The sequence below is a fragment of the Burkholderia pyrrocinia genome, assembly GCF_003330765.1.
Taxonomy (GTDB): domain Bacteria; phylum Pseudomonadota; class Gammaproteobacteria; order Burkholderiales; family Burkholderiaceae; genus Burkholderia; species Burkholderia pyrrocinia_B.
This window is the reverse complement of record NZ_CP024904.1, coordinates 847392-870219: the sequence shown is the minus strand read 5'-3', so window position 1 is coordinate 870219 and position 22828 is coordinate 847392. Positions and strand designations below refer to the sequence as shown.

Below are 22828 nucleotides of genomic sequence, written 5' to 3'. Positions count from 1 at the left end.
GGGTACGAGCTTCATTCTGCCGTGCCGTCGCATGCGAGATTTTCGGTTTCCGCGGCCGGCGCTTGCGGTTTTTTCCGTATTGCCGCGCGCCGGCGCGAACTTTTACAGCCAGTCCGGCGCGCCGCCGGATTCGCACTTCACGACCTTCGTCACGATGTATGTGAAATAGCGTTCGATGCCGAGGTCTTCCATCAGCAACGCATCGATGAAGCGCTGGTAGTGGTCGATGTCGCGCGCGACCACCTGCAGCACGTAGTCGACGCCGCCGCCCGTCGCGTAGCACTGCGCGACTTCGGGCGCCGCGCCCACGCGATCCTCGAAGCGCCGCATGTCGGGCGCGGTGTGCCGCGACAGCGTCACCTCGACGACGATGCGGCTGCCGGAGCACGCGCCGATCCAGTCGACGTCCGCGCGATAGCCGCGGATCACGCCGCTTTCCTCGAGCTTGCGCACGCGCTCCCAGGCCGGCGAGATCGACAGGTTCACGGCCTCGGCCAGCTTCGACTTCGTGATGCGCCCGTCGCGCTCGAGGATGCGCAGGATCGCGAGGTCGTATCGGTCGAGCTTGATCACCTTATGCGTCACCCTATGCGGCCACCGGGATATGGCGTTCGACGATGTCGGCGACCACCGCGATCGTGTCGCCGGCCTGCACGATGCCCGGAAAGTGCCGCGCGGCGAGCAGCCCGCGCCGCCGCGCGACGTACTCGACCGGCGCGACGCCCGTACGGTCGATGTCGTGCACGCGCGCGAGCACGTCTCCGGCCTCGACCTCGCTGCCGAGATCGCCGCACATCTCGAGCAGCCCGCGATGCTCGCTGGTCGTGAAGCACGAGCCGTCCGGCATGTCGAGCAGCGTCGTCGTGCGCGCGCCGCCGCGATCGTTGCCGCGCGGCGCGAGCACGCCGGCATGCGCGAGAAAGCCGCGCACGCCGCGCTCGGCGATCGCGACGCTCGCCGCCGTCGACGTGCCGCCGCCGCCCAGCTCGGTCGACACGAACACCTTGCCGGCTTCCTCGGCCGCGCTGTCGTAGAGCCCGACGCTGTCGAGTTCCAGCATGCGCATCGAATACGGTGCGCCGAACGCGCGCATCGCACGCTCGCAACGCGCTTGCTGGTCGCGGTCTTCCAGCACGTGGATCGCCGCGAACGGCACGAAGTCGAGCGTGCGCCCGCCCGCGTGGATGTCGAGCACGTGCGTCGCGAGCGGCAGCAGGTGGCGCTGGAAGTAGTCGGCGATCTTCTCGGTCACGGTGCCGTCGGGCCGCCCCGGGAAGCTGCGGTTCAGGTTGCCCGCGTCGATCGGCGACGTGCGGCACCCGGCGCGGAATGCCGGGTAGTTCATGAATGGCACGACGATCACGCGGCCGGTCACGTCGGCTGCCTTCAGCGAACCGGCGAGCTTCGACAGCGCGACCGGCCCTTCGTATTCGTCACCGTGATTGCCGCCGGTCAGCAACACCGTCGGCCCGTCGCCGCGCTTCACGACGGTCACCGGAATCATGATCGCGCCCCACGCGGAGTCATCGCGCGAGTAAGGCAGCTTCAGGAAGCCGTGCTGTTCGCCGTCCGCGTCGAAATCGACGGTCGGCGTGATCGGGGAAACACGCATCGTCCTACTCCTTCACGAACAGCTTGCGCGGCGTGTTGCAGAACGTCTCGACGCCGGTGTCGGTGATCAGGATGCTTTCGGTGATCTCCAGCCCCCAGTCGTCGAGCCACAGCCCCGGCATGAAATGGAACGTCATGCCGGGTTCGAGCACCGTGCGGTCGCCCGGGCGCAGGCTCATCGTGCGCTCGCCCCAGTCGGGCGGATAGCTCGCGCCGATCGGGTAGCCGCAGCGGCTGTCCTTCTCGATGCCCGCACGGCGCAGGACCGCGAAGAACGCGTTCGCGATGTCCTCGCACACGTTGCCGGGCTTCGCGGCGGCGAGCCCGGCCTCGATGCCTTCTACCACTGCGCGCTCGGCTTCGATGAAGTGCGCGGGCGGCTTGCCGAGATAGACGGTGCGCGACAGCGGGCAGTGATAGCGGCGGTAGCAGCCCGCGATCTCGAAGAACGTGCCGGCGCCGCGCGCGAACGCCGTGTCGTCCCAGGTCAGGTGCGGCGCGGCCGCGTCGGCGCCCGTCGGCAAGAGCGGGACGATCGCCGGATAGTCGCCGCCGAAGCCGTCCGCGCCTCCGATTCCGGTCGCGTAGATCTGCGCGACCAGGTCGTTTTTCTTCATGCCCGGCTCGATCGTCTCGACGATGTGCGCGTGCATCCGCTCGACGATGCGCGCGGCCACGCGCATGTACTCGATCTCGCGCGGCGACTTCACCGCGCGCTGCCAGTTGACGAGCGCGGTCGCATCGACCCAGCGCGCGGCCGGCAGGTGCTGCTGCAGCGACGCATAGGCGGCCGCGCTGAAGTAGTAGTTGTCGAGCTCGACGCCGATGCGCAGCGTGCTCCAGCCGCGCGCCGCGATCACCTCGGTCGACAGGTAGTCCATCGGATGGCGCGCCGTCGACTGCACGTAGTGATCGGGATAACCGACGATGTTATCGTGCGCCATGAAGGCCGTGCGCTTCGCGCCGTTCGCGTCCTGGCCGCGGCCGAACCACACGGGCTCGCCGTCCATCGGCAGCAGCACGCACTGGTGCACGTAGAACGACCAGCCGTCATAGCCGGTCAGCCAGCCCATGTTCGTCGGGTCGGTGACGATCAGCAGGTCGATGCCGGCCCGCTGCATCGCCGCGCGCGTCTTCGCGAGGCGCGCGGCGTATTCGCTGCGCGCGAACGCAAGACGCGGCGCGGCTGGGTAGGTTTCGATGACTGCGGACATCTGTCTCCTCTCAGGTCGTGAGGTCGTTGTGAAAAATCGTGCCCACCGCCGCTGCGCTGGCGCGCTGCAGCGCGAGCACGGCAATCGCGGTGTCCTGCGCGCCGGTACCGGTCAGGTCGCAAATCGTGATGTCGTCACGGTGCGTGCGCCCGTCGCGACGGCCGACGATCACTTCGCCGAGTTCGGGAAAAACGGCGTCGGCCGCGACCGCACCGGCCGCGATTGCGTGCGCGAGTTCGCCGGCCACGCGGGTCTGCTGCAGGCGATCGCAGAAGTAGCGCGCAGCGCCGAACACCGACGGCGCGAGTTCGGTCTTGTAGTCGGCGTCGGAACCCATCGCCGTCACGTGCAGCCCCGGATGCAGGTCTTCCGCGTGCACCAGCGGCTCGCGGCTCGGCGTCGTCGTCACCGCGACGTCTGCGTCGGCGAGCGCCGCATGCACCGACCGCGCAACGATCGCATCGATGCCCTGCGCCGCGCGCACGTCGGCGGCGAACTGCGCGGCCCGCGCGGTATCGCGCGCCCATACCGTCACGTGCGTGATGTCGCGCACGAGCATCAGCGCAGCGAGCTGCAGCCGCGCCTGTTCGCCCGCGCCGACGATCGCCGCGCGGCGCGCATCGGCGCGCGCGAGCCGGCGCGCGGCCACCGCGCCGGCCGCCGCGGTGCGCACGGCCGTCAGGTAGCCGTTGTCGAGCAGCACGGCTTCGGTGAGGCCGGTGCGCGCGGACAGCACGAGCATCAAGCCGTTCAGGCTCGGCAGCCCGAGCGACGGGTTGTCGAAAAAGCCGGGGCTGACCTTGATCGCAAAGCTGTCGAAGCGCGGCAGCCAGGCCGTCTTCACGTCCACTTCGCCGTGGCGTTCCGGCAGCGCGAGATTCAGGATCGGCGGCATCGCGACGGCGTCGGTCGCAAGCGACGCGAACGCGGCCTCGACCTGGTCGATCGCGGCAAGATCGAGCGGTACCAGCGCACGCAGTTGCGCCTGCCCGAGCAAGGTGACGGGATGGGCCATGTCAGTTCTCCGAAACGAGCCGGCGATGCACGGCCATGTCGATGTTCGCGCCGCTCACGACGACCACGATCTGGCCGCCGCGATCGCGGCGCACGATCCGCTCGTCGAGCAACGCGGCGATGCCGACCGCGCCGGCCCCTTCGACGACCAGCCGCTCCTCGCGATACGCATACGCGATGCCGCGCGCGATCGACGGCTCGTCGAGCAGCACGACGTCGTCGGCCAGCGCGCGCGTCATCTCGAACGTGTAGCGGTTGTCGAGGCCGATGCCGCCGCCGAGCGAATCGGCAAGCGTCGGCTGCTCGTCGATGTCGACCGGGTGGCCGGCCGCGAGGCTCGCGTGCATCGCGGCACCGCGCGCCATCGATACGCCGATCATCTCGACCGGCGGCCGGATTGCCTTCGCGGCAAACGCGACGCCGCTGAAGAGGCCGCCGCCCGACAGCGGTACGACGAGCGTCGCCGCGTCGGGCAGCGCTTCGAGAATCTCGACGCCGATCGTCGCCTGGCCCGCGATGATGCGCGGATCGTCGAACGGCGGCACGTACGCATAGCCTTCGTCGCACACGAGGCGTCGCGCCTCGACCTGCGCGTCGTCCTGGCTGTCGCCGACGATCACGACACGCGCGCCGAGCGCCGTCACCGCGTCGACCTTGTTGGCCGGCACCAGCGACGACATGCAGACGGTCGCCTCGATGCCGAGCGCGCGCGCCGCATGCGCAAGCGCGCGGCCGTGATTGCCGGTCGACGCGGTGACGACGCGCGTCACGCGCTGCGCCGCGAGTTCCGCGAGCGCATGGGTGGCGCCGCGCAGCTTGAAGCTGCCGGTCGGCTGCAGCGTTTCGAGTTTCAGGTAGACAGGCACCCCGACGCGCGCGGACAGCGCGGCGGACGCGACGAGCGGCGTGCCGGCCGCCTGCCCGGCGAGACGACGGCGCGCACGGTAGACGTCGGACAGCGACAGGAAGGACATGGAACGCACGCCTCACGATGGATGTGATGCGATCCAGTCTAATGTTCCAAATCGCGCTTTCGAATGTCCTGATACATTGCGCGCGGCGTGCGTGCCGACGCCGTCGGTTCAGTGGAAATCGTTCAGGTGCGGATACTGCTCGAACACGCCCGCGATCGTCTCGAGCGCCGCGTTGCACGCGGCATCCGTCGTCTCGGCGCCGATGCACACGCGCACCGCGTTCGGCCGCTCCGTGCCGCCGACGAGGAACGGATCGGGCGACGTCACCGCAATCTTGCGCGTGCGCAATTCGCGCACGAGCCGGTCGGCCTGCCAGTAGTCAGGCACGCGCAGCCATGCGGACAGCGCATTCGGATGCGCGCCGAGCACGTAGGGCCCAAGCGCGGCCTTCACCATCTCCTGGCGCGCGGCGAGCCGCTGGCGCTGCAGTTCGACGAGGCGGCGCGCAGTGCCGTCGGCGATCCAGCGCGTCGCGATCTCCGCGATCGGCGACGTCGCCATCCAGCTGCTCACGCGCAGCACGCTCTCGACGCGCAGCGCGAGCCGCCTCGGCATCGCGAGATAGCCGGTGCGCAACCCCGTCAGCACCGATTTCGTCATGCTCGTGCAGTAGAAGCCGAGCTCCGGAATCAGGCTCGCGATCGGGGTGCCCGTCTTCTCGGGCAGCGGGCCGTACACGTCGTCCTCGATCACGTACACGCCGTAGCGTGTCGCGATGCGCGCGATTGACCGCCGCCGCGAATCCGTCATCAGCGACACGGTCGGGTTATTGAGGGTCGGCGTGCAGACGAGCGCGGTGATCCGCTCGCCGTCGCACATCTCCTCGAAATGTTCGGGACGCATGCCGTGCTCGTCCATCTCGAGCCCCTTCAGCGTAAACCCGAGCACGTTCGCGGAGCCGATCACGCCGTGATCGGTCAGGCTCTCGCACAGCACGGTGTCGCCCGGCCCGACGATCGATGCAAGCGCAAGGAAGATGCCGTGCGCCGCGCCGTTCGTGACCAGCAGCGCTTCGGGATGCACCGGCATGTTCAACGACGCAAGCCACGCGGCACCGGCCTCGCGATGCGCGTCGAGGCCCGCGATCGGCCGGAACGAGCGGATCCACGGCTGGTCGTCGGTGCCGGCCAGCGCCGCGCAGACGGCCCGCCACGCGGCATCGTGCTCCGGCGTATGGACGATGCGCGCGATCGAGAAGTCGACGAGTTCGCGCTCGGCCGTGTCGAGCATGTAGTTCGACATCGATTCGGTCACGCGTGCCGCCACGAAGCTGCCGCGGCCGACTTCGCAACGGATCAGCCCCTGTCTCTCCAGTTCCTTGTACGCGTTGGTGACGGTCTGCACGCTGACGCCGAGGCTCGACGCGACGTCGCGCTGCGGCGCGAGCCGCGTGCCCGGCGCGAGCGCGCCGTTCTCGATGTCGGTGGCGATCGCCTTCACGAGCCGCTTGTATTTCGACTCGATGCCGTGCACCGCGCCGAGCGCGTCGCGCCAGCCTGCCGATACCTCGGTCCGTCCCATCTCGATGTCTCCGTCTTGGCTTCCGCATGGTCGCTCAGAAAGACACCCTGAAAATATTGTCCTAGGGCAATCGCGCGCGAAAGCAGGACGTTACGGGTCGAACCGGGCGGCGCAATCGGCGTGCCCGGAGCGCAGCGAGCCCGGAGAGGGTCGTGTCGGAATTCGATGCGCCGGTTCGCGTCCGGATCGCCGACGGCCGGAGGACGCGCGTTACGCCAGGGTCGCGGTGGCCTGCATCGTCAGCCAGCCGTCGCGATCCTTCGCCCACAGCTCGATCGTGCCGCCGTCGTCCGACGGCTTGCCGCACAGCGTGAACGGCTGCCCGTCGAAGGTCGGACGCATCGCGCGGAACGCGAAGCTCGCGAGCGTCGCGTCGGGCCGTTCGCGGTGCACGAGATCGACGAGCAGCGTCGCGATCAGCGGGCCGTGCACGACGAGCCCCGGATAGCCTTCCTCCTGCGTCACATAGCTGCGGTCGTAGTGGATGCGGTGACCGTTGAAGGTCAGCGCCGAATAGCGGAACAGCATCACGGCGTCGGCGGTGACGGTGCGCGACCACGTCTCGCCTGCCGGCGCCGCGACCGGCTTCGGCGCGCTCGCGCCCGGCTGCGGCGCGTCGCGATAAACGATGTCGTGCTCTTCCTCGACGCACAGCACCCCGTCACACTCGATCCGGTGCTGCACCGTCACGAACACGAGCCGGCCGCTGCGGCCCGTCTTGTCCTCGATGTTCGCAATCGTCGATTCGCGCGTCGCGCGGCGCCCCGCGCGCAGCGGCGCATGGAACGTCAGGCGTCCGCCGGCCCACATGCGGCGCGGCAGCGGCACGGGCGGCAGGAAGCCGCCGCGCTTCGGGTGGCCGTCGGGGCCGACTTCGGCCAGCAGCGCGACCGGCAGGAAGTAGAGCCAGTGCCACATCGGCGGCACGATGTCGCCGGGCGACGGGCGGTCGAGCGTGGCGGCCAGCGCGTTCAGCGGGAACGCGGTGATGTCGTCGCCGAGCGTTTCGGTCTTGCCGAGCCACGCGTCGATCGACGCCGGGGCGGTGGGCTGCGAGGATGAGGTCGACACGTGCGAAGTCTCCGGTGCATTTGCAATGGCCCTAATATGCACGCCGCGCGCCGTTTCGCGAAGTCGGCTTTGCCGAACCGGGGCTTCGGATTTGCTTGACGCGCGCGGCGCTGCCCTGCCTGACGGATCTCGTCTGACCATTCAATATAGTCGCCGCGCCTGCCGCACGCTGTTCCCGGACACCAACCTTACAGCTTGACCATGTCCGGCACGCCGCCTAAATTGCTTCAGACGGGTCGGCCACACCACGTGCGACATGTCATCCGGGTGACAAAAAACGATAGTTTGCTATCGAATGTTTTTGCCCTATCATCTCGCCCATGACCAATCTGCACGACCTCCGCCTCGCCGTCAGCAGCCTGCTCGTGCTGTCCGCGCGCAAGTGGCGCCGCACCAGTGACGGCGTGCTGACCGCGTACAACGTGTCCGAGGCCTGCGCGACGCCGCTCCTGATCGCCGGCCGCCTCGGCGAAGGCGTGCGGCAAGGCACGCTCGCCGAACACGTCGGCATCGAAGGTCCGTCGCTCGTACGCCTGCTCGACCAGCTATGCGCGGCCGGCCTCGCGCGCCGCGACGAGGATCCGCACGACCGTCGCGCGAAAACGATCTCGCTGACAGCCGCCGGCCGCACGGTCACCGCGAAGATGGAGGAAGACCTGCGCATGCTGCGCGCGCAGGTGCTCAAGGGCGTCACGCGTGCCGATCTCGAAGCGACGCTGCGCGTGCTCGACGCGTTCAATGCGTCCGAATCGCACTCTCCCGCAGCGCGCCCGCCGCACGCCGGTCACGCCGCGTCATGACCTATCCGAGCCTTCGCGACTGGCTGTTCTCGGGCAAGACGTTCGCCGCGTCGATGCTGGCGCTGTACCTCGGCCTGTATTTCCAGCTGCCGCGCCCGTACTGGGCGATGGCGAGCGTCTATATCGTGTCGAACCCGTTCGTCGGCGCGACGCGCTCGAAGGCGCTGTATCGCGCGCTCGGCACCGCGCTCGGCGCGGCCGCCGCGATCTTCTTCGTGCCGCCGTTCGTCGAGACGCCGCTCCTGTTCGGCATCATCGTCGCGACATGGTGCGGCACGCTGCTCTATCTCGCGATCTCCGATCGCACCGCGCGCAGCTACGTGTTCATGCTCGCCGGCTATACGATGCCGCTGATCGCGCTGCCGACCGTGACCGATCCGTCCACGGTGTTCGACGTCGCGATCGCGCGCACCGAGGAAATCGTGCTCGGCATCGTGTGCGCGAGCGTGGTCGGCAGCGCCATATTTCCGAACCGGCTCGCGCCGACGCTGATCGAGCGCACCGACGCGTGGTTCAAGGACGCCGCGTTCTACGGCCGCGAGACGCTGTCCGGGCACCTCGCCGGCAAGGCGCTGTCCGCGTGCCGGCAGCGCCTCGCGGCAACGATCACCGGCCTCGAATTCCTGCTGAGCCAGTTGAGCTACGACCATGCGCATCCGCACATCCTCGCACGCGCGCAGGCGCTCGCGGGCCGGATGCAGTTGTTCCTGCCGCTGATGTCGTCGCTCGCCGATCCGCTGATCGCGCTGATGCGCGACCTGCACGTGCGCCCGCCCGCGCTCGACGCGCTGCTGGCCGACGCCGCGAAATGGTTCGACGCGCCGCTGCCGGCCGTGAAGTCCGGCAGCGACGGCGACATGGCCCACGATCCGGTTGCGGATCACCTGCGCGAGCGTATCGCCGCGCTGCAGCCCGCCGACAGCGCGCTGACGAGCTGGGACGGCGCACTGCTGTCGAACGCGCTGTGGCGGCTGCGCCAGGTCATCGACATCTGGCAGGACTGCCGCTCGCTGCGCGCGCTGATCGCGAACGAGGCGGGCGTCTGGCAGCCGCGCTACCGGCACTGGCGGCTCGGCGGTACCGAACGCTTCTTCGATCGCGGGATGATGCTGTTCTCGACGCTGACCGTCGTCGTCGCGATCGTGTTCGCGTGCTGGCTGTGGATCTCGTCCGGCTGGCACGACGGCGCGGCCGCCGTCACGCTCGTCGCCGTGTCGTGCAGCTTCTTCGCCGCGCTCGACGAGCCCGCGCCGCTGGTGTTCAAGTTCTTCCTGTCGACGACCGCGAGCGTCGTGTTCGCGGGCCTGTACCTGTTCGTCGTACTGCCGCACGTACACGACTTCGCGATGCTCGTGCTGATGTTCGCGGGCCCGTTCATCCTGATCGGCACGCTGCTGCCGCGCCCGCAGTTCAACATGGTGACGATGCTCGTCGCGGTGAACACGGCCACCTTCATCAGCATCCAGAGCGCGTACGAGGCCGATTTCTTCGTGTTCCTGAACAGCAACCTCGCCGGTGTCGCCGGGCTGCTGTTCGCCTATGTATGGACGCGTGCGACGCGGCCGTTCGGCGCGGAACTCGCGGTGCGGCGCCTGCTGCGCTCGGGCTGGGAGGACGTCGCGCGCTCCGCGTCGACGCAGCCGCTCGACGACCAGCGCAACCATGCATCGCGGATGCTCGATCGCGTCACGCAACTGCTGCCGCGCCTCGGCGCGTCCGACGACCACCGCCACCCGTCGATCGAAAGCTTCCGCGACCTGCGCATCGCGCTGAACGCGCTCGACCTGCGCCGCTCGCGCCGCCGGCTGTCGGGCGACGTGCCCGACGCGATCGATCGCGTGCTGGCCGGCGTCACCGACCACTACGCGCGCTGCGCGGCCGCGAACGCGCGCCAGCCGGCGCCGCCGGCGCTGCTCGCATCGATCGACGACGCGCTGCACCGCGTGGCCGGCCGCAACCTGCCGGGCGCCGCGCCGGCCGACGGCAGCACGGCGCCTGCGGCGCCGGCCACGCCCGCGACGCATCGCCGGCTGCGCGACACGCTGCACGCGCTCGTCGGCCTGCGCCTGTCGCTGTATCCGGCCGCCGCCGCACAAGCGCCGCAGGCGCCGGACGGAGCGCGCGCATGATCCGGCTTTCCAACCTGTCCTTCCGACCGCGACCATGATCGGCGAAATCGACATCTTCGGCGTGTTCGTGCCAGCTCCGCTCGTGCTGATGCTGATCGCATACCTGATCAACATCGTCGTGCGCGCAGTGCTCGAGCGCGTCGGCTTCTACCGCCTCGTCTGGCACCGTTCGATCTTCGACCTCGGCATCTACGTATTCGTGCTGGCCGCCGTCGTGATCGTTTCCCACCATCTCGTGGCTACCTAACGTGAAAAAATCCTGGCTCTCGGCAGGGCAAATCCTGCTCACCCTGATCGTCGTCGTCGTGGCCGGCCTCGTGCTGTGGCGGATCATCAACTACTACATGTTCTCGCCGTGGACGCGCGACGGGCATGTGCGCGCCGACGTGATCCAGGTCGCGCCGGACGTGTCGGGCCTCATCACGTCGGTGCAGATCGCCGACAACCAGGAGGTCAAGCACGGCCAGGTGCTGTTCGTGATCGACCAGGCGCGCTACACGCTCGCGGAGCGGCTCGCCGAAGCGACGCTCGCGCAGCGCCGCGCGACGCTCGCACAGGCGAAGCGCGAATACGCGCGCAACCTGCAGCTCGGCAACCTGGTCGCAAGCGAACAGGTCGAGGAAAGCCGCACGCGCGTCGAGCAAGGCGAAGCCGCCGCCGCCGATGCGCAGGTCTCGCTCGACACCGCGAAGCTGAACCTGCAGCGCACGACGATCGTCAGCCCGGTCGACGGCTACCTGAACGACCGCGCGCCGCGCGTCGGCGAATACGTGCCGGCCGGTCGCGCGGTGCTGTCGGTCGTCGACCGCAATTCGTTCCGCGTCGACGGCTACTTCGAGGAAACCAAGCTGCGCGGCATCCACATCGGCCAGCCGGTCGACATCATCGTGATGGGCGAGCCGCATACGCTGCGCGGCCACGTGCAGAGCATCGTCGCCGCGATCGAGGATCGCGACCGCACGCAGGGCGCGAACCTGCTGCCGAACGTGAACCCGGCCTTCAGCTGGGTGCGGCTTGCGCAGCGCGTACCGGTGCGCGTGGTGCTCGACGAAGTGCCCGACGACTTCCGGATGATCGCGGGCCGCACCGCGACCGTCTCGATGCGCGCATCCGACACGCGCCGCAACGACAACGCAAAGCCGGCTGCCGGTGCGCCGGCGGCAGTCACGCCGGTATCGACGGCCTCCGGTGCGGCCGCCAGCGCGGCGGGAGCATCGCAATGAAACGGCACGGTCTGCGCCTCGCGGCGGCGCTCGCGCCGCTTGCGCTCGCACTCGGCGCGTGCAAGTCCGTCGGCCCCGATTACACGCTGCCGCAGCACGCGTACGTGAATGCGCCGCTCGCGAACCATGCGCTCGACGACGCGAACGGCACGCTCGTATCGCGCGACGCCGTGCCCGGCAACTGGTGGCAACTGTACGACGATCCCGTGCTCGACGAGCTCGTGCGCGGTGCACTGAAGTCGAACACCGACCTGCGCGTCGCCGCAGCCAACCTCGCGCGCTCGCGCGCGGCGCTGGAAGTCGCGAACCAACAAGGCGGATTCTCCGGCGGTGCGGAAGCGGCTGTGCAGCGCGCGCAGGAGTCGGCTGAACAATTCCTGCTCGAAAACAAGCTGCCGGTCGTCAACGAAGGCACGGTCGGCATCAACGTGTCGTACGAGATCGACCTGTTCGGCAAGCTGCGGCGCGGCGTCGAAGCCGCGCGCGCGGACAGCGAGGCCGTCAGGGCGGCCGGCGACCTGGCGCGCATCACGGTCGTCGCCGACGTCGTGCGCGCGTACGTCGAATCGTGCTCGGCCGGCGACGAGCTGGCGATCGCGAAGCAGTCGCTCGCGCTGCAGAAGCAGCGCGTCGCGCTGTCGCAGCGGCTGCGCGATGCCGGGCGCGGCAACCAGACCGACGTGACGCGCGGCGTCACGCAGGTGCGCACGCTCGCCGCCGACATCCCGCGCTTCGAAGGCCGCCGCAAGGTCGCGCAATACCAGCTCGCCGCGTTGCTCGCGCGAACGCCAGCCGACCTGCCGAAGGCCGCCGCCGAATGCGAGCGCCTGCCGAAGCTGCGCCAGCCGATTCCGATCGGCGACGGCGCCGCGCTGCTGCGCCGCCGCCCCGATGTGCGCGAAGCCGAGCGGCAGCTTGCCGCCGCCACCGCGCGAATCGGCGTGGCAACCGCCGCGCTGTACCCGTCGGTCAGCATCGGCGCGTCGGCCGGCTCGGTCGGCGTGGCCGCCGACCTGTTCTCGTCCACGACGAATCGCTGGTCGTTCGGACCGCTGATCAGCTGGTCATTCCCCGTCAACGGCCAGCGTGCGCGCGTGCGCGAAGCCGAAGCCGCGACGGGCGGCGCGCTCGCGCACTTCGACGGCGTCGTGCTGAACGCGCTGCGCGAAACGCAGTCGAGCCTCGCGACCTATGCCGCCGACGTGCAGCGCACGGACGCGCTGCGCACGGCCTACGAATCGGCGCGCAATTCCGCCGACGAAACGCATCGTCTCTATGCGGCCGGCCGCGAATCGTTCCTCTCCGATCTCGACGCGACCCGCACGCTGACCAGCGTGCAAGCACAGGTCGCGGCGGCCGAAGGGCAGGTCGCGGCCGACCAGGTGCGGCTCTTCCTCGCACTCGGCGGCGGATGGGATGGCGACCACGCGACGACCGCTCAGGATGCCCGGCCCGACGCCGCGCGCACCGCTTCGACGCCCGCAGCGAACGAGTAATCGCCCGCGCGTCATGGCCTTCGGTATATAACGCCGGCTACGCGAAACGCCGTGCGCAAACGGTTTTTCCTGATTCGCGCCATAGCATCCGGAGGGCGACGGACGCCCGCATTGGCGCTAAACTCGCCGGTGCATTCCATTCATCTTTCGCTGCCGGTCCGGCAGCGGCATCCACTGCGGAGAGTCATCATGCGAACCAGCGCCCGTAATCACTTCGCCGGTCAGGTCAGCGCCGTCAAACCCGGTGCCGTCAACGACGAAATCACGCTGCGCACGCAGGACGGCCTCGACATCGTCGCCGTGATCACGCATGGCAGCGCGGCTTCGCTGGGCCTCGCAGCCGGCACGAAGGCATTCGCGCTCGTCAAGGCGTCGTCGGTCATCGTGATGGTCGACGTCGACAGCAGCAAGGTATCGGCCCGCAACTGCGTCGCGGGCACCGTATCGTCGGTCGCGAAGGGCGCGGTCAATTCGGAAGTCGTGATCAAGGCCACAGGCGGCGCCGAGATCGTCGCGATCGTCACCAACGACAGCGTCGCTCGTCTCGGCCTCGCGAGCGGCAACGCCGCGTCCGCGATCTTCAAGGCATCGAGCGTGATCGTCGGCGTCGAGTGATGATCGTGGCGGCGAGCCGGGTTCCGCTGCGCATGCGTGCAAAGCGCACCGGCCGGCAGACAGGCGGGCGGACGCGATGACGTCCGCATCCGGTCGCCCCGCCCCCGATTCGCACGAGCTCGGCCGGGCGCACGCACTGGCGGTGCAACGACTGCTGTCCTGCGCAGCCGACGCCCGCTCGCCCGATGTCCTCCTCTTCAGCACCCTCGTTGCGGCACGCGCGTGCCGCAACGAACTCGGGCTGCTCGGCCTTTCCCGCTCGCAGCTCACGGGCCTGCTCACCCGGCAATTTCCGCATCGGGCGGTCGGCGATGCCGATGCGCTCGCACCGGCAGTCGCGATGCCGCTGTTGCCGCCCGCCCACTCGGCCTTCGTCGCGACGCTGCACGCGCGGCTGATGGACGACGCGAATCCCGCCGCCACCCGCGACGACGCCGACTGTCTCGCGTCGATCATCGCGCATGCATGCCTGCGCCCCGACCATCTGTGGCGCGATCTCGGGCTCGACGGACGCGACGCGGTATCGGCGATGCTCGATCGCTATTTCCCCGCGCTCGCCGCGCGCAACGTCGCTCATCTGCGCTGGAAGAAATTCCTCGCACAGGAAGTGGCCGCATCGCTCGGCGTGCCGCCGGGGCCCGCACCCGGATGCCCGGGCTGCGAGGATTTCGGCTTCTGCTTTCCCCACGCGCGATAGCCACCGCGGCGGCCCGCGCGGCCCATTCGTTTCATCGCATCGCCAACCGGAGCAACCGCCTTGACCGACATTGCGAGCCCCAACCTGCCGTCGCGCGATTTCGAGGCCACGTCCCGCTTCTACGAAAAACTGGGCTTCGTCGAAACCTGGCGCGACGACGGCTGGATGATCCTCAAACGCGGCGACCTGTTGCTGGAATTCTTTCCGCACCCCGAGCTCGATCCGGCCACAAGCTGGTTCAGTTGCTGCTTCCGGCTCGCGGATGTCGATGCGTTCTTCGACGACATGCTCGCAGCCGGCATTCCGGAGCAAGCGACCGGCTGGCCGCGCGCGCACCGGCCGACACGCGAAGCGTGGGGCGGCACGGTCGGCGCGCTGATCGACCCGGACGGTTCGCTGATCCGGTTGATCCAGACGGAAGACTAGGCTCGCCCCTATCGCTGCCGCGATCGAGCGGCGGTGGAAATGCGCGAGCGCGCGATTCGACGCACGCCCCATAAACGGTTACCTTGCGATGCGCATCGCTCGCTGGTCATGACGCAGTCAATGTCGATGCCGGTGATGAATGTCCGGAAAATGCGCATGACTGTGCGTGATCGGCAGATGCACGTGCGGATGCGTGTGCGGTTCGTTTCCGTCATACGCAAAGTCGTGCGCATGCTGGTGATGTTCGTCGTGCCGATGCCGGTGCGTGTGCTCGAGCCGCTCGTGCGCATGCGTGTGTTCGTGCCGTTCGCGCACGTGCAGCCAGATGCCGAGCGCCATCAGCGCGGCAGCAATCCAGAACGTCTCGGGCGGCAGCGCGGGCCAGATCAGCAGCGACAGTACGACGCCGAACAGCGGCGCGATCGAGAAATACGCACCCGTGCGCGCGCTGCCGAGATGACGCAACGCGACGACGAACAGCACGAGGCTGATCCCGTAGCCGCCGAGCCCCGTCAGCATCGCGGCGGCCGTGACCGGTAAGGCGGGCAGCGTCGCCCCGGTCGCCAGCGCGATGCCGATGTTCACGGGCCCGGCGATCAGCCCTTTCACGCATGCGATGACCATCGCGTCGTTCGCGGCGACCTTGCGGGTCAGGTTGTTGTCGATCGCCCAGCACAGGCACGCGCCGACGATCAGCAGCGCGCCGACCGGCACGCCGGCCCGGCCCGGCGTCCACGACAGCAGCGTGCCGCCGGCGACGATCGCGACCATCCCGAGGAATATCTGCGAATCCACGTTCTCGCGAAACACGACCCACGCGATGACGGCCGTCAGCACGCCTTCGAGATTGAGCAGCAACGCGCTCGTCGCCGCCGGCGTGCTCGACAGCCCGAGCATCAGCAACGCCGGGCCGGCCACGCCGCCTGCCACGATCGCGCCGGCCAGCCACGGCAGGTCGGCACGCTGCAGCGGCGCGGCCTCCGCGGCCGGTGCGCGACGGTTGTACAACCCGCGAAGCAGGATCCCGATGCCGAGCCCGACGCCGCTGCCGAGATAGAACAGGCCGGCGACCATGAACGGCGACATCGCGCCGATCAGCGCCTTGGCGAGCGGTGTCGCGGCGCCGAACAGCGCGGCAGCGGTGAGCGCGACGAGAATCGCGGAATGTCTCGGGTTCATGATCGGGGTTGAATTGACGTTGAAAAAGGGGGATGTGGCTTCGGGCGCTTGCCTTTCGAAATGCAAGCTGCATCGCGCGGGTCAGCTTTCCCGTGGCCTGACGATCCAGTCGAGATTATCGCGCGTCATCATGTCACGATGACCGGGCGGGATCGCTCGCACGCCAAGTGACGATCCCGGTATCATTATTTTAGGAAACCGAATTAGTTGACTGGAGCGTTGCCGCATTCAGGCATACGTACTAACGGCTGAGTCGAAGCATCACGCGTGCAGCGCCGATTGACGCGCTTTCTTCGTCCGGTCGCGTTGCCTGTCCGAGGTTGGATGAGTGCGTGCCAGCGGGTCAAGCGCTGGTGGGAGCAGTCCTGACCTGCCTCTGTCGAGGCAGGTCAGTCTGTCGTGTCATTTGCCGCATGCGACGTGCATGCGGCGAAGCGCCGTGCAGTCGGCGGCGGCGCGGTGTGCGTTACTCGTTTCCGGCCGTTTGCTGCTCGGCCTGCGGCACGACGTCGGTCTGCGCTTCCGCACTCGCCGGATGCGACGCGGCGTCGGTCTGCGCTTCCGCATTCGCCGGTTCCGGCGCAGCGGCGGCCTCGGCCTGCTGCTCGGCCTTCGGCGGCTGCTGCGCGCCCTTGGCCGATTGCGCCGCACCCTTGCCGGGGCGGCGAGCCTTCAGCCGGCGCGCCCGCGCTGCGTCGTCATGCGTCACGCGCCCTGCTTCGTTGCCCTGCAGGTCGACCCGCACCGCGTCTTCGACGAGGCACGACCAGTAGCGGTTGCCGCGGCACCACGTCGACATCGCTTCGCGCAGTTCGGCTTCGTTGAGACCGACGGCCTGCGCCTCGCGTGCGAGATCGTCCCAGATGCCGACCTTGAGCGGCACTTTGGGGGCCGGATTCTTCGGGAACGCCCGCGGAAACTTCCGCTGCAGTTTGCCGATCGCAACGATGACCGGATCGACCGGCGCCGACGGCTTCGCCGAAGCGGGCTTCGCGCGATGCGGCGCTTTCGCGCCGGCACCCGGTTTGGCGCCACGGGGCGGCTGGTCGCCGGACTTCGGTTTCGTGCCGGCGTCCGTAGGCGTCGCCGGCCGCTTTGCGTTGCGCTCCTGCTTGGCCTTCGCTGCGAGCTGCGCCCGCAATTCGGCAAGTTGTTCAAAACCCATAAATTCAATCCACCAGAAATATAAGGTGTGGTTCGTGCGACCATTCCGCGCGGCGCAAAAGCTTCGCCGCCATGCATGCGACCCGTCTGCCGCCAATGCGGAACACTGCGGGGCCGCATCGCGCACGCCACTCTGTTTTCAGGCACCCGGCCAAGATGCCGGACAAGGCAGGAGTGGAAGTATACCGGTACGCGCGGCGGCCGGTTGACTCGCCGGTCTGCATTTGCCCGATCCGGGGGCCGGAAATGCGTCCGCGCGGTCGTGTTGCGCATTATATGGATACGTTCCAGGAAGTCACGCCGTTCACGGCTGTCATCGGAAATCGGGCCAGTCTCGCGCGACACGATCGGCCCGGCGTCGGCGCTTGCCGACGCCCGACGGGCGGTATTCCGCCTGACGGCGTCGAAAATGCGCGTGTCGCTCGAGTGCGGCGATGGCTCGACGCAACGTCGCGCGACATACCTGTACACCCTTCGATTGCACTGGTACCCGCACACGACTCGTTGCGTCCGCATCGATCGCGTCGCGTACGAAGATACCGGAAAGTGCGTAGTATGGCCGGATCAACATCGTCGGCAGCATACCTCGGCCCGTTTCGCTGCGCGCCCGGTCAGCCGGCGACATCCCTCTTGCCTGCTAAAAGAACCGGTTGTACGAAACGGAGCGGATACATGGTTCCCCCACACGACATCCCGCACGACGGCATCACGCGCGAGGAGATTCACCATCGGCAGATCGACATGCGCGGCTATCGGCGCAGCGACGGCCTGTTCGAAGTAACGGCCTGCCTCGCGGACCGCAAGACCCGCGATTTCACGCCGCCGGGCGGCACGCGGACGGTCGCGGCGCTGTCGCCGATCCACGACCTCGGCGTGACGCTGGTCTTCGACGCCGACATGGTCGTCCGCGCCGTCTCCACGTTCATTCGTTCGCATCCGTATGCGCAGTGTCCGGGCGGCGGCGACTCGCTGCAAGCGCTCGTCGGGCTGAGCATCGGTGCCGGCTGGAACAGCGAGGTCCGCAAGCGCCTGCCGTCCTGCGATACGTGCACGCACCTGAAGGAATTGCTCGGCCCGATCGCAACCACGGCCTATCAGACGATGGTCGGCATGCGGCAGTCGTCGCTTGACGCCCGCGACAGCGAAGGAAAGCCGCTCAAGATCGACAGTTGCCACGCGTATGGCGCATCGCGCGATCTCGTGAAACGTCTTTGGCCCGAATATCACCGGCCTTCGGCGACGGCAAAAGGCAGCTAGGGTCTCGGCAGTCAGCCGGTTCGGCGTCAGCAGGCAAGGATGCGAGCGTTGTCTGGTCGGACCGTCGCGGCCCCTGCCTCGGCTTCGCGAGGTCGCCGCTGCCGCCACACGGGTATCAGAAAACACCCAGCGCGAGTCCTGCTGCAAGGCCTGCGCCGAGTTCGGCGCAGCGCGCGCGATCATCGTCGCCGATCGTCTTCGCCGCGAGGATGCGCTCCGGCGTCTGCGCGTGAGTACAGACGATCAGGCCGGGCGCCACGTTCTTCAGCCGCCATCCGGTCGCGATCCGGTCGATCTGGCGCAACGCGTTCTGCCCGTCGCTTCCCGCGCAGATCATCGCCGCATACGGGCGGCCGTTCACGCGATCGAGCGCCGCGTAGTAGCAACGATCGAAGAAGTCCTTCATCAGCCCGGACATCGCCGCGAGATTTTCGGGCGTCGCAAACAGGTATGCGTCGGCGGCCAGCACGTCGTCTGCGCTCGTCGCGTCCGCGCGCTGCAGCCTGACATCGACGCCGGGCTGCTCGCGCGCCGCGGCGGCGGCCGCTTCGGCCATCTGTTGCGTGCCTCCGGTCATCGTGTGATAGACGATCAGCAGGGTCTTCATTCGTCGTCGCTCGCGTTCGGCTTCAGGTGCGCCGGCGGCATCGCCGGTTTCCGTTGGATGGCCAGCCATCCCGTGTGGGGCGATTCTGCGTTCGCTTTTGCGGATCAGCCGGTTTGCCGGCTCATCGGTGCCATGCGCGCATCGATCGTGCGCATGGCACCGGCTTCGATTCGCGCATGACCTTCCGGATACATGGTCAGTCCGGCGTGGTGTGCGATGCGTCGCTGTCATCCGGCCGCGCGTAGTACGAGAGAAACATGTCGGCAGCCGATTCCGCGACTTTCTGTTGCTCCGGCGCCGTGAGCGGCGGCTGGCCCATCGTGATCTGCGGCCAGAACGCAAATGCCTTCACGACACCATGCAGTTGATGCGCGGCGAACACCGGATCGGTGACCGACAAGCGGCCGGCCGCCGCGGCCGCACGCACCCAGACCGTCATGTCTTCCTCGCGCTCGCCGAGACGTTCGACCATATCGCGCGCACGTTCCGGCGAATGGATGGCCGCACCGATCGCCACGCGCGCGAGCGCGAGAAATGCCTCGTCGTTCAACAGGCGCAATTTGCGATCCAGTAACGCGAGCAGTTGCTCTCGCAGCGGTACGTCGGCGCGATAGGTCGGCGAGTTCCCGGTCAGGGTCGCATCCCACAGCTTGTGCAGGATCGCGGCGAACAACGTTTCCTTGCCGGGAAAGTGGTTGTAGACCGTGCGCTTCGACACGTCCGCGCGCGCGGCGATGCGATCCATGCTGGTCGCGTCGTAGCCCGCCGCGAGAAATTCCTCGATGGCTGCATCGACGATGGCCGCGCGCTTTCGATCGGTCAGGCGCTGAGGGGGAGTGCTGGTATCCATACGGAAATTTTACACCGGGCAGTTTACTTATCCCAAAAATAAACTACACTGTTTAGTGTACTTTATTCTCCGGACGAACCGACATGGCATCGCCTCTCGTTTTGATTCACCGCATTCTGGGTTTTGCGGCCGCGCGGCGCGGCCGCACGCTGTCCGGCGGTTCGCCGCAGCACAATGGCGAGCGCTTCAACAATGTCGCGCCGCGTCCCGTCGAAGGGTTCGGCAAGACGCTCGGGATCGCCTGGAACATGCTGGTCAACAAGCCGCGCAATACCGTGCCCGCAGGCGCGCTGCCGGTCGATTCGCTGACCCGCGCGGAACTCGACGCGGCGCCCGATCGCAGCCTGTACCGGCTTGGCCATTCGACGCTGCTGTTCAAGCTGCGCGGCGAATTCTGGCTGACCGATCCCGTGTTTGCCGAACGCGCGTCGCCGTTTCGTCGTGTCGGCCCCAAGCGTTTCCATGCGCCGCCGATCGCGCTTGAAGATCTTCCGCCGCTGCGCGGCGTGATCCTGTCGCACGACCACTACGATCACCTCGACCGAGACACGGTGCTCGCACTCGCGGCAACCACCGACGTGTTCGTGACAACGCTGGGCGTCGGCGACCGCCTGATCGAATGGGGCATCGACGCGAAGAAGGTCCGTCAGCTCGACTGGTGGCAGAGTGTCGACGTGGCCGGCCTGACGCTGACCGCGACACCTGCACAGCACTTCTCCGGGCGCAGCCTGTTCGACGGCAACAGCACGCTGTGGGCGTCGTGGGTGATCGTCGACGACGACCTGCGCGTGTTCTTCAGCGGCGACACGGGCTACTTTGACGGGTTCCGGACGATCGGCGAGCGCCTCGGTCCGTTCGACGTGACGCTGATCGAAACGGGCGCATATGATCCGCAATGGCCGTACGTGCACATGCAGCCGGAAGAAACCGTGCAGGCGCACATCGATTTGCGCGGACGCTGGCTGGTCCCGATCCACAACGGCACGTTCGATCTCGCGATGCATCGCTGGCAGGAGCCGTTCGAGCGCGTCACGGCGCTGGCGATCGTGCGCGGCGTCGAGTTGTCGACGCCCAGGATGGGCGAGCACCTCGATCTCGACGCGCCGCATCGCGGCGAGCGGTGGTGGCGCACGGTAGACGAGCGCGCGACGGCGCCGGCAACGAAATCGCGCCGCAGGCAGCTTTGCCCGTCGCAGGCGACGAAGTAGATCTGCCAGTCGCTGCGCGCGCCGTCCGGGAGCGCGGCAATGCCGCGATTCCGGAAGGCGCGTTGCCTGAGCGCCAGCACGTCGACAGCCTGCCTGTAGAGCCGATTACCTGAATAGAGAAGTCATACATCCGGCTCCCGCCCGATACACACCCGGCCAAGGGGACGACGACGCCGCAATCGCTGCATTCAACCATGCAAGCCACCGAACGACCCGCCGCGAAAACGACCTGCGGCACACGCTCGCAGAGCGCGTCGCGAGATGGGCCGAAGGCGTCGACCACCTCACCACGGCCATTCAGGACCTGGGCTTCCATCGAAGGGAGGCGCCGACGCAACCGATGGACTGCATGGTCGAGCCGAGCTTCGGTCTCGTCGTCAGGGCGCGAAGCGGGTCATTCAGAGTGGCGATGCCTATATCTATGACGCCAACCGCTTTCTGATCACGTCGCTCGATTTGCCCGGTCCGACGCAGGTCATCGAGGCCAGCCGCGAAAGGCCGTTTCTCGGACTCGATTTTCGCGGGATGGCCGAATTGATGGTGCAGGTCGCACCGGATCACGACGAGGTCCCGTCAGGCCGCGGCCTCGTCGTCGGCGACATGACCGAACCGCTGTACGACGCACTGAACCGGTTGCTGGCGTTGCTGGATGACCCGAACGCCATTGCCGTTCTCACACCGCACGTCGAGCGGGAAATCTACTACCGCCTGCTGACGAGTGATCTGGGCGCCCGCCTGCGCCAGATCGCGTCCTCCTGCAGCCAGGGCAACCGTGTGTCGCGCGCGATCCAGTCGTTACGGACCCACGATGACGATGACGAATCGTTGCGAGTCGATGATCTCGCAGCGCAGGCTCAGATGAGCAGCTCGACCTTCCATCACCACTTCCGCCAGCTCACGGGCTGAACCCGCTGCCGTATCCGAAATGGATACGGCTCAATGAGGCACGTCGGCTGATGCTGTCCGAGCGGCTCGACGCCGCGTCGGCTTCGTTCAGGGTCGGTTATGCGAGCCCGACTCAGTTCACCCGCGAATACAGCCGGCTGTTCGGCAATTCGCCGCGGATAGATATCGATAGCCTGCGGGGCGGGACGGATGCCGTTCTGCCGATCACGGCAGGTTATTGATCGCGGGGGACGGTGCTGGTAGTCAGTTTCTCGTGAGGCTGACGCAATGGCGTTGTCACGTGACAACTCGAGTTGAATACCAATGCTACGCGTCGGATCAAAGACTCGACAGGGTGCCTGTCATGCACTGGACCAGCGGCAAGTCGATTGCCCTTCAGCACAAGGCCGAACACAAATCATTTCAAAAACCACGAATTACATATCACACAATACATTTCTTCCTATTCGCAAATCAAACGGCGATAGCAGCACGCGAAAAACCATGCGCCCCCATTTTCGGAAGCGATCTCGCTCATTTTGCGTGAAACAACATGAAGAATATGGCGCAACCCATTGCCAGACAAGGATTTCCGAGAACATGCGATTTCTCGAAAATGTTTCACGATCCGGCCCGTTTGTGTTGTCACATGGCCTTCAACACATGAATTTGCCGCCAATCGGGGCCCGTAAGTGCCATGGTCGCAGGTAGATGCCGAATTGCACTGGCCGTCGTGCTGGATACGCATAACGAAGCCACGCCCCTCCCCTCCCGACCAAGGCATGCGACGAAACTAGATTTAGGGATCTCAAATAAATGGGGTCGTATCATTAACGCCCATGGCACGCTGATCTGAATGCGGTTTGGCAAACACCCGGTGACATTAG

General features: G+C 67.6%; 21 protein-coding genes and 1 pseudogene. 11 read left to right on the top strand and 11 right to left on the bottom strand.

Annotated elements, in window-relative coordinates; all coding sequences use genetic code 11:
• Nucleotides 1–102: 102 nt before the first annotated feature.
• The 7 genes from CUJ89_RS37005 to CUJ89_RS36970 all read right to left on the bottom strand — a co-directional run bounded on the left by CUJ89_RS37005 (nt 103) and on the right by CUJ89_RS36970 (nt 7405).
• Nucleotides 103–573 (bottom strand): Lrp/AsnC family transcriptional regulator, encoded by a 471-nt coding sequence (locus tag CUJ89_RS37005; RefSeq protein WP_114182505.1) that lies wholly within the window; start codon nt 571–573, stop codon nt 103–105.
• A gap of 13 nt (nt 574–586) precedes the next feature.
• Entirely contained in the window at nt 587–1612 is a 1026-nt protein-coding gene (gene doeB, locus CUJ89_RS37000; RefSeq protein WP_114182347.1) for a N(2)-acetyl-L-2,4-diaminobutanoate deacetylase DoeB, read from the bottom strand.
• 4 nt (nt 1613–1616) lie between these two features.
• Nucleotides 1617–2825: an ectoine hydrolase DoeA gene (gene doeA / locus CUJ89_RS36995; protein ID WP_114182346.1), complete on the bottom strand. Its 1209-nt coding sequence runs from the start codon at nt 2823–2825 to the stop codon at nt 1617–1619.
• Nucleotides 2826–2835: 10 nt separating this feature from the next.
• Complete coding sequence (locus CUJ89_RS36990; protein ID WP_114182345.1) at nt 2836–3840, bottom strand: cyclodeaminase; 1005 nt, start codon at nt 3838–3840, stop codon at nt 2836–2838.
• A 1-nt stretch (nt 3841) separates the two neighbouring features.
• Nucleotides 3842–4813 (bottom strand): hydroxyectoine utilization dehydratase EutB, encoded by a 972-nt coding sequence (gene eutB, locus CUJ89_RS36985; protein WP_114182344.1) that lies wholly within the window; start codon nt 4811–4813, stop codon nt 3842–3844.
• Nucleotides 4814–4921: 108 nt separating this feature from the next.
• Nucleotides 4922–6334 (bottom strand): PLP-dependent aminotransferase family protein, encoded by a 1413-nt coding sequence (locus tag CUJ89_RS36980; protein WP_114182343.1) that lies wholly within the window; start codon nt 6332–6334, stop codon nt 4922–4924.
• Between the two features lie 210 nt (nt 6335–6544).
• Nucleotides 6545–7405 (bottom strand): FAS1-like dehydratase domain-containing protein, encoded by an 861-nt coding sequence (locus tag CUJ89_RS36970; protein WP_114182342.1) that lies wholly within the window; start codon nt 7403–7405, stop codon nt 6545–6547.
• Between the two features lie 320 nt (nt 7406–7725).
• On the opposite strand from CUJ89_RS36970, the gene CUJ89_RS36965 reads away from it, so the two are divergent.
• From CUJ89_RS36965 to CUJ89_RS36930, 8 genes are all read left to right on the top strand, one after another.
• A complete protein-coding gene (locus CUJ89_RS36965) occupies nt 7726–8205 on the top strand; it encodes a MarR family winged helix-turn-helix transcriptional regulator (protein WP_114182341.1) in 480 nt (159 codons plus the stop codon).
• Nucleotides 8202–10334 (top strand): FUSC family protein, encoded by a 2133-nt coding sequence (locus CUJ89_RS36960; protein ID WP_114182340.1) that lies wholly within the window; start codon nt 8202–8204, stop codon nt 10332–10334. Before CUJ89_RS36965 ends, CUJ89_RS36960 begins: the two co-directional genes overlap by 4 nt.
• Nucleotides 10335–10368: 34 nt before the next feature.
• Nucleotides 10369–10581, top strand: a complete 213-nt coding sequence (locus CUJ89_RS36955; protein ID WP_039369242.1) for a DUF1656 domain-containing protein — start codon at nt 10369–10371, stop codon at nt 10579–10581.
• Nucleotide 10582: 1 nt separating this feature from the next.
• Nucleotides 10583–11557, top strand: a complete 975-nt coding sequence (locus CUJ89_RS36950; RefSeq protein ID WP_114182339.1) for an HlyD family secretion protein — start codon at nt 10583–10585, stop codon at nt 11555–11557.
• Nucleotides 11554–13053 carry an efflux transporter outer membrane subunit gene (locus CUJ89_RS36945; protein WP_114182338.1) on the top strand — a complete coding sequence of 500 codons (1500 nt, stop codon included), beginning with the start codon at nt 11554–11556 and terminating at the stop codon, nt 13051–13053. The genes CUJ89_RS36950 and CUJ89_RS36945 overlap by 4 nt, the downstream gene beginning before the upstream one ends.
• Nucleotides 13054–13242: 189 nt before the next feature.
• The gene (locus tag CUJ89_RS36940; RefSeq protein ID WP_114182337.1) at nt 13243–13668 is read left to right on the top strand and encodes a TOBE domain-containing protein; all 426 of its coding nucleotides are present in this window, start codon (nt 13243–13245) and stop codon (nt 13666–13668) included.
• Nucleotides 13669–13744: 76 nt separating this feature from the next.
• Entirely contained in the window at nt 13745–14365 is a 621-nt protein-coding gene (locus CUJ89_RS36935; protein ID WP_114182336.1) for a nitrogen fixation protein NifQ, read from the top strand.
• Between the two features lie 60 nt (nt 14366–14425).
• Nucleotides 14426–14791, top strand: a complete 366-nt coding sequence (locus tag CUJ89_RS36930; RefSeq protein WP_114182335.1) for a bleomycin resistance protein — start codon at nt 14426–14428, stop codon at nt 14789–14791.
• 117 nt (nt 14792–14908) lie between these two features.
• On the opposite strand, the gene CUJ89_RS36925 is transcribed toward CUJ89_RS36930, so the two are convergent.
• Nucleotides 14909–15970, bottom strand: coding sequence for a DMT family transporter (locus CUJ89_RS36925; protein WP_114182334.1), 1062 nt, complete (start codon nt 15968–15970; stop codon nt 14909–14911).
• A 466-nt stretch (nt 15971–16436) separates the two neighbouring features.
• Nucleotides 16437–17135: a ProQ/FinO family protein gene (locus CUJ89_RS36920; protein WP_114182333.1), complete on the bottom strand. Its 699-nt coding sequence runs from the start codon at nt 17133–17135 to the stop codon at nt 16437–16439.
• A 671-nt stretch (nt 17136–17806) separates the two neighbouring features.
• On the opposite strand from CUJ89_RS36920, the gene CUJ89_RS36915 reads away from it, so the two are divergent.
• Nucleotides 17807–18391, top strand: coding sequence for a DUF2889 domain-containing protein (locus tag CUJ89_RS36915; RefSeq protein WP_114182332.1), 585 nt, complete (start codon nt 17807–17809; stop codon nt 18389–18391).
• 115 nt (nt 18392–18506) lie between these two features.
• Here the strand turns inward: CUJ89_RS36915 and CUJ89_RS36910 are convergent, their stop codons facing one another.
• Complete coding sequence (locus CUJ89_RS36910) at nt 18507–18998, bottom strand: flavodoxin family protein (RefSeq protein WP_114182331.1); 492 nt, start codon at nt 18996–18998, stop codon at nt 18507–18509.
• A gap of 196 nt (nt 18999–19194) precedes the next feature.
• Nucleotides 19195–19848 carry a TetR/AcrR family transcriptional regulator gene (locus CUJ89_RS36905; protein WP_114182330.1) on the bottom strand — a complete coding sequence of 218 codons (654 nt, stop codon included), beginning with the start codon at nt 19846–19848 and terminating at the stop codon, nt 19195–19197.
• 83 nt (nt 19849–19931) lie between these two features.
• Here CUJ89_RS36905 and CUJ89_RS36900 point away from each other — a divergent pair, with 83 nt between their 5' ends.
• On the top strand, nt 19932–21056 hold the full coding sequence (locus CUJ89_RS36900) for an MBL fold metallo-hydrolase (protein ID WP_114182329.1): 1125 nt from the start codon (nt 19932–19934) through the stop codon (nt 21054–21056).
• Nucleotides 21057–21180: 124 nt separating this feature from the next.
• A pseudogene (locus CUJ89_RS39120) lies at nt 21181–22183 on the top strand (AraC family transcriptional regulator).
• Nucleotides 22184–22828: the final 645 nt, after the last annotated feature.

What these genes read in the sequence shown, in the direction of transcription:
- CUJ89_RS36900 (WP_114182329.1), top strand. Translation starts at nt 19,932, where the DNA reads ATGGCATCGCCTCTCGTTTTGATTCACCGCATTCTGGGTTTTGCGGCC.
- CUJ89_RS36915 (WP_114182332.1), top strand. Translation starts at nt 17,807, where the DNA reads ATGGTTCCCCCACACGACATCCCGCACGACGGCATCACGCGCGAGGAG.
- CUJ89_RS36960 (WP_114182340.1), top strand. Translation starts at nt 8,202, where the DNA reads ATGACCTATCCGAGCCTTCGCGACTGGCTGTTCTCGGGCAAGACGTTC.
- CUJ89_RS36910 (WP_114182331.1), bottom strand. Translation starts at nt 18,998, where the DNA reads ATGAAGACCCTGCTGATCGTCTATCACACGATGACCGGAGGCACGCAA.
- CUJ89_RS36980 (WP_114182343.1), bottom strand. Translation starts at nt 6,334, where the DNA reads ATGGGACGGACCGAGGTATCGGCAGGCTGGCGCGACGCGCTCGGCGCG.
- CUJ89_RS36990 (WP_114182345.1), bottom strand. Translation starts at nt 3,840, where the DNA reads ATGGCCCATCCCGTCACCTTGCTCGGGCAGGCGCAACTGCGTGCGCTG.
- CUJ89_RS36955 (WP_039369242.1), top strand. Translation starts at nt 10,369, where the DNA reads ATGATCGGCGAAATCGACATCTTCGGCGTGTTCGTGCCAGCTCCGCTC.
- CUJ89_RS36920 (WP_114182333.1), bottom strand. Translation starts at nt 17,135, where the DNA reads ATGGGTTTTGAACAACTTGCCGAATTGCGGGCGCAGCTCGCAGCGAAG.
- CUJ89_RS36935 (WP_114182336.1), top strand. Translation starts at nt 13,745, where the DNA reads ATGACGTCCGCATCCGGTCGCCCCGCCCCCGATTCGCACGAGCTCGGC.
- CUJ89_RS36925 (WP_114182334.1), bottom strand. Translation starts at nt 15,970, where the DNA reads ATGAACCCGAGACATTCCGCGATTCTCGTCGCGCTCACCGCTGCCGCG.
- eutB (WP_114182344.1), bottom strand. Translation starts at nt 4,813, where the DNA reads ATGTCCTTCCTGTCGCTGTCCGACGTCTACCGTGCGCGCCGTCGTCTC.
- CUJ89_RS36945 (WP_114182338.1), top strand. Translation starts at nt 11,554, where the DNA reads ATGAAACGGCACGGTCTGCGCCTCGCGGCGGCGCTCGCGCCGCTTGCG.
- CUJ89_RS36940 (WP_114182337.1), top strand. Translation starts at nt 13,243, where the DNA reads ATGCGAACCAGCGCCCGTAATCACTTCGCCGGTCAGGTCAGCGCCGTC.
- CUJ89_RS36905 (WP_114182330.1), bottom strand. Translation starts at nt 19,848, where the DNA reads ATGGATACCAGCACTCCCCCTCAGCGCCTGACCGATCGAAAGCGCGCG.
- CUJ89_RS36965 (WP_114182341.1), top strand. Translation starts at nt 7,726, where the DNA reads ATGACCAATCTGCACGACCTCCGCCTCGCCGTCAGCAGCCTGCTCGTG.
- doeA (WP_114182346.1), bottom strand. Translation starts at nt 2,825, where the DNA reads ATGTCCGCAGTCATCGAAACCTACCCAGCCGCGCCGCGTCTTGCGTTC.
- doeB (WP_114182347.1), bottom strand. Translation starts at nt 1,612, where the DNA reads ATGCGTGTTTCCCCGATCACGCCGACCGTCGATTTCGACGCGGACGGC.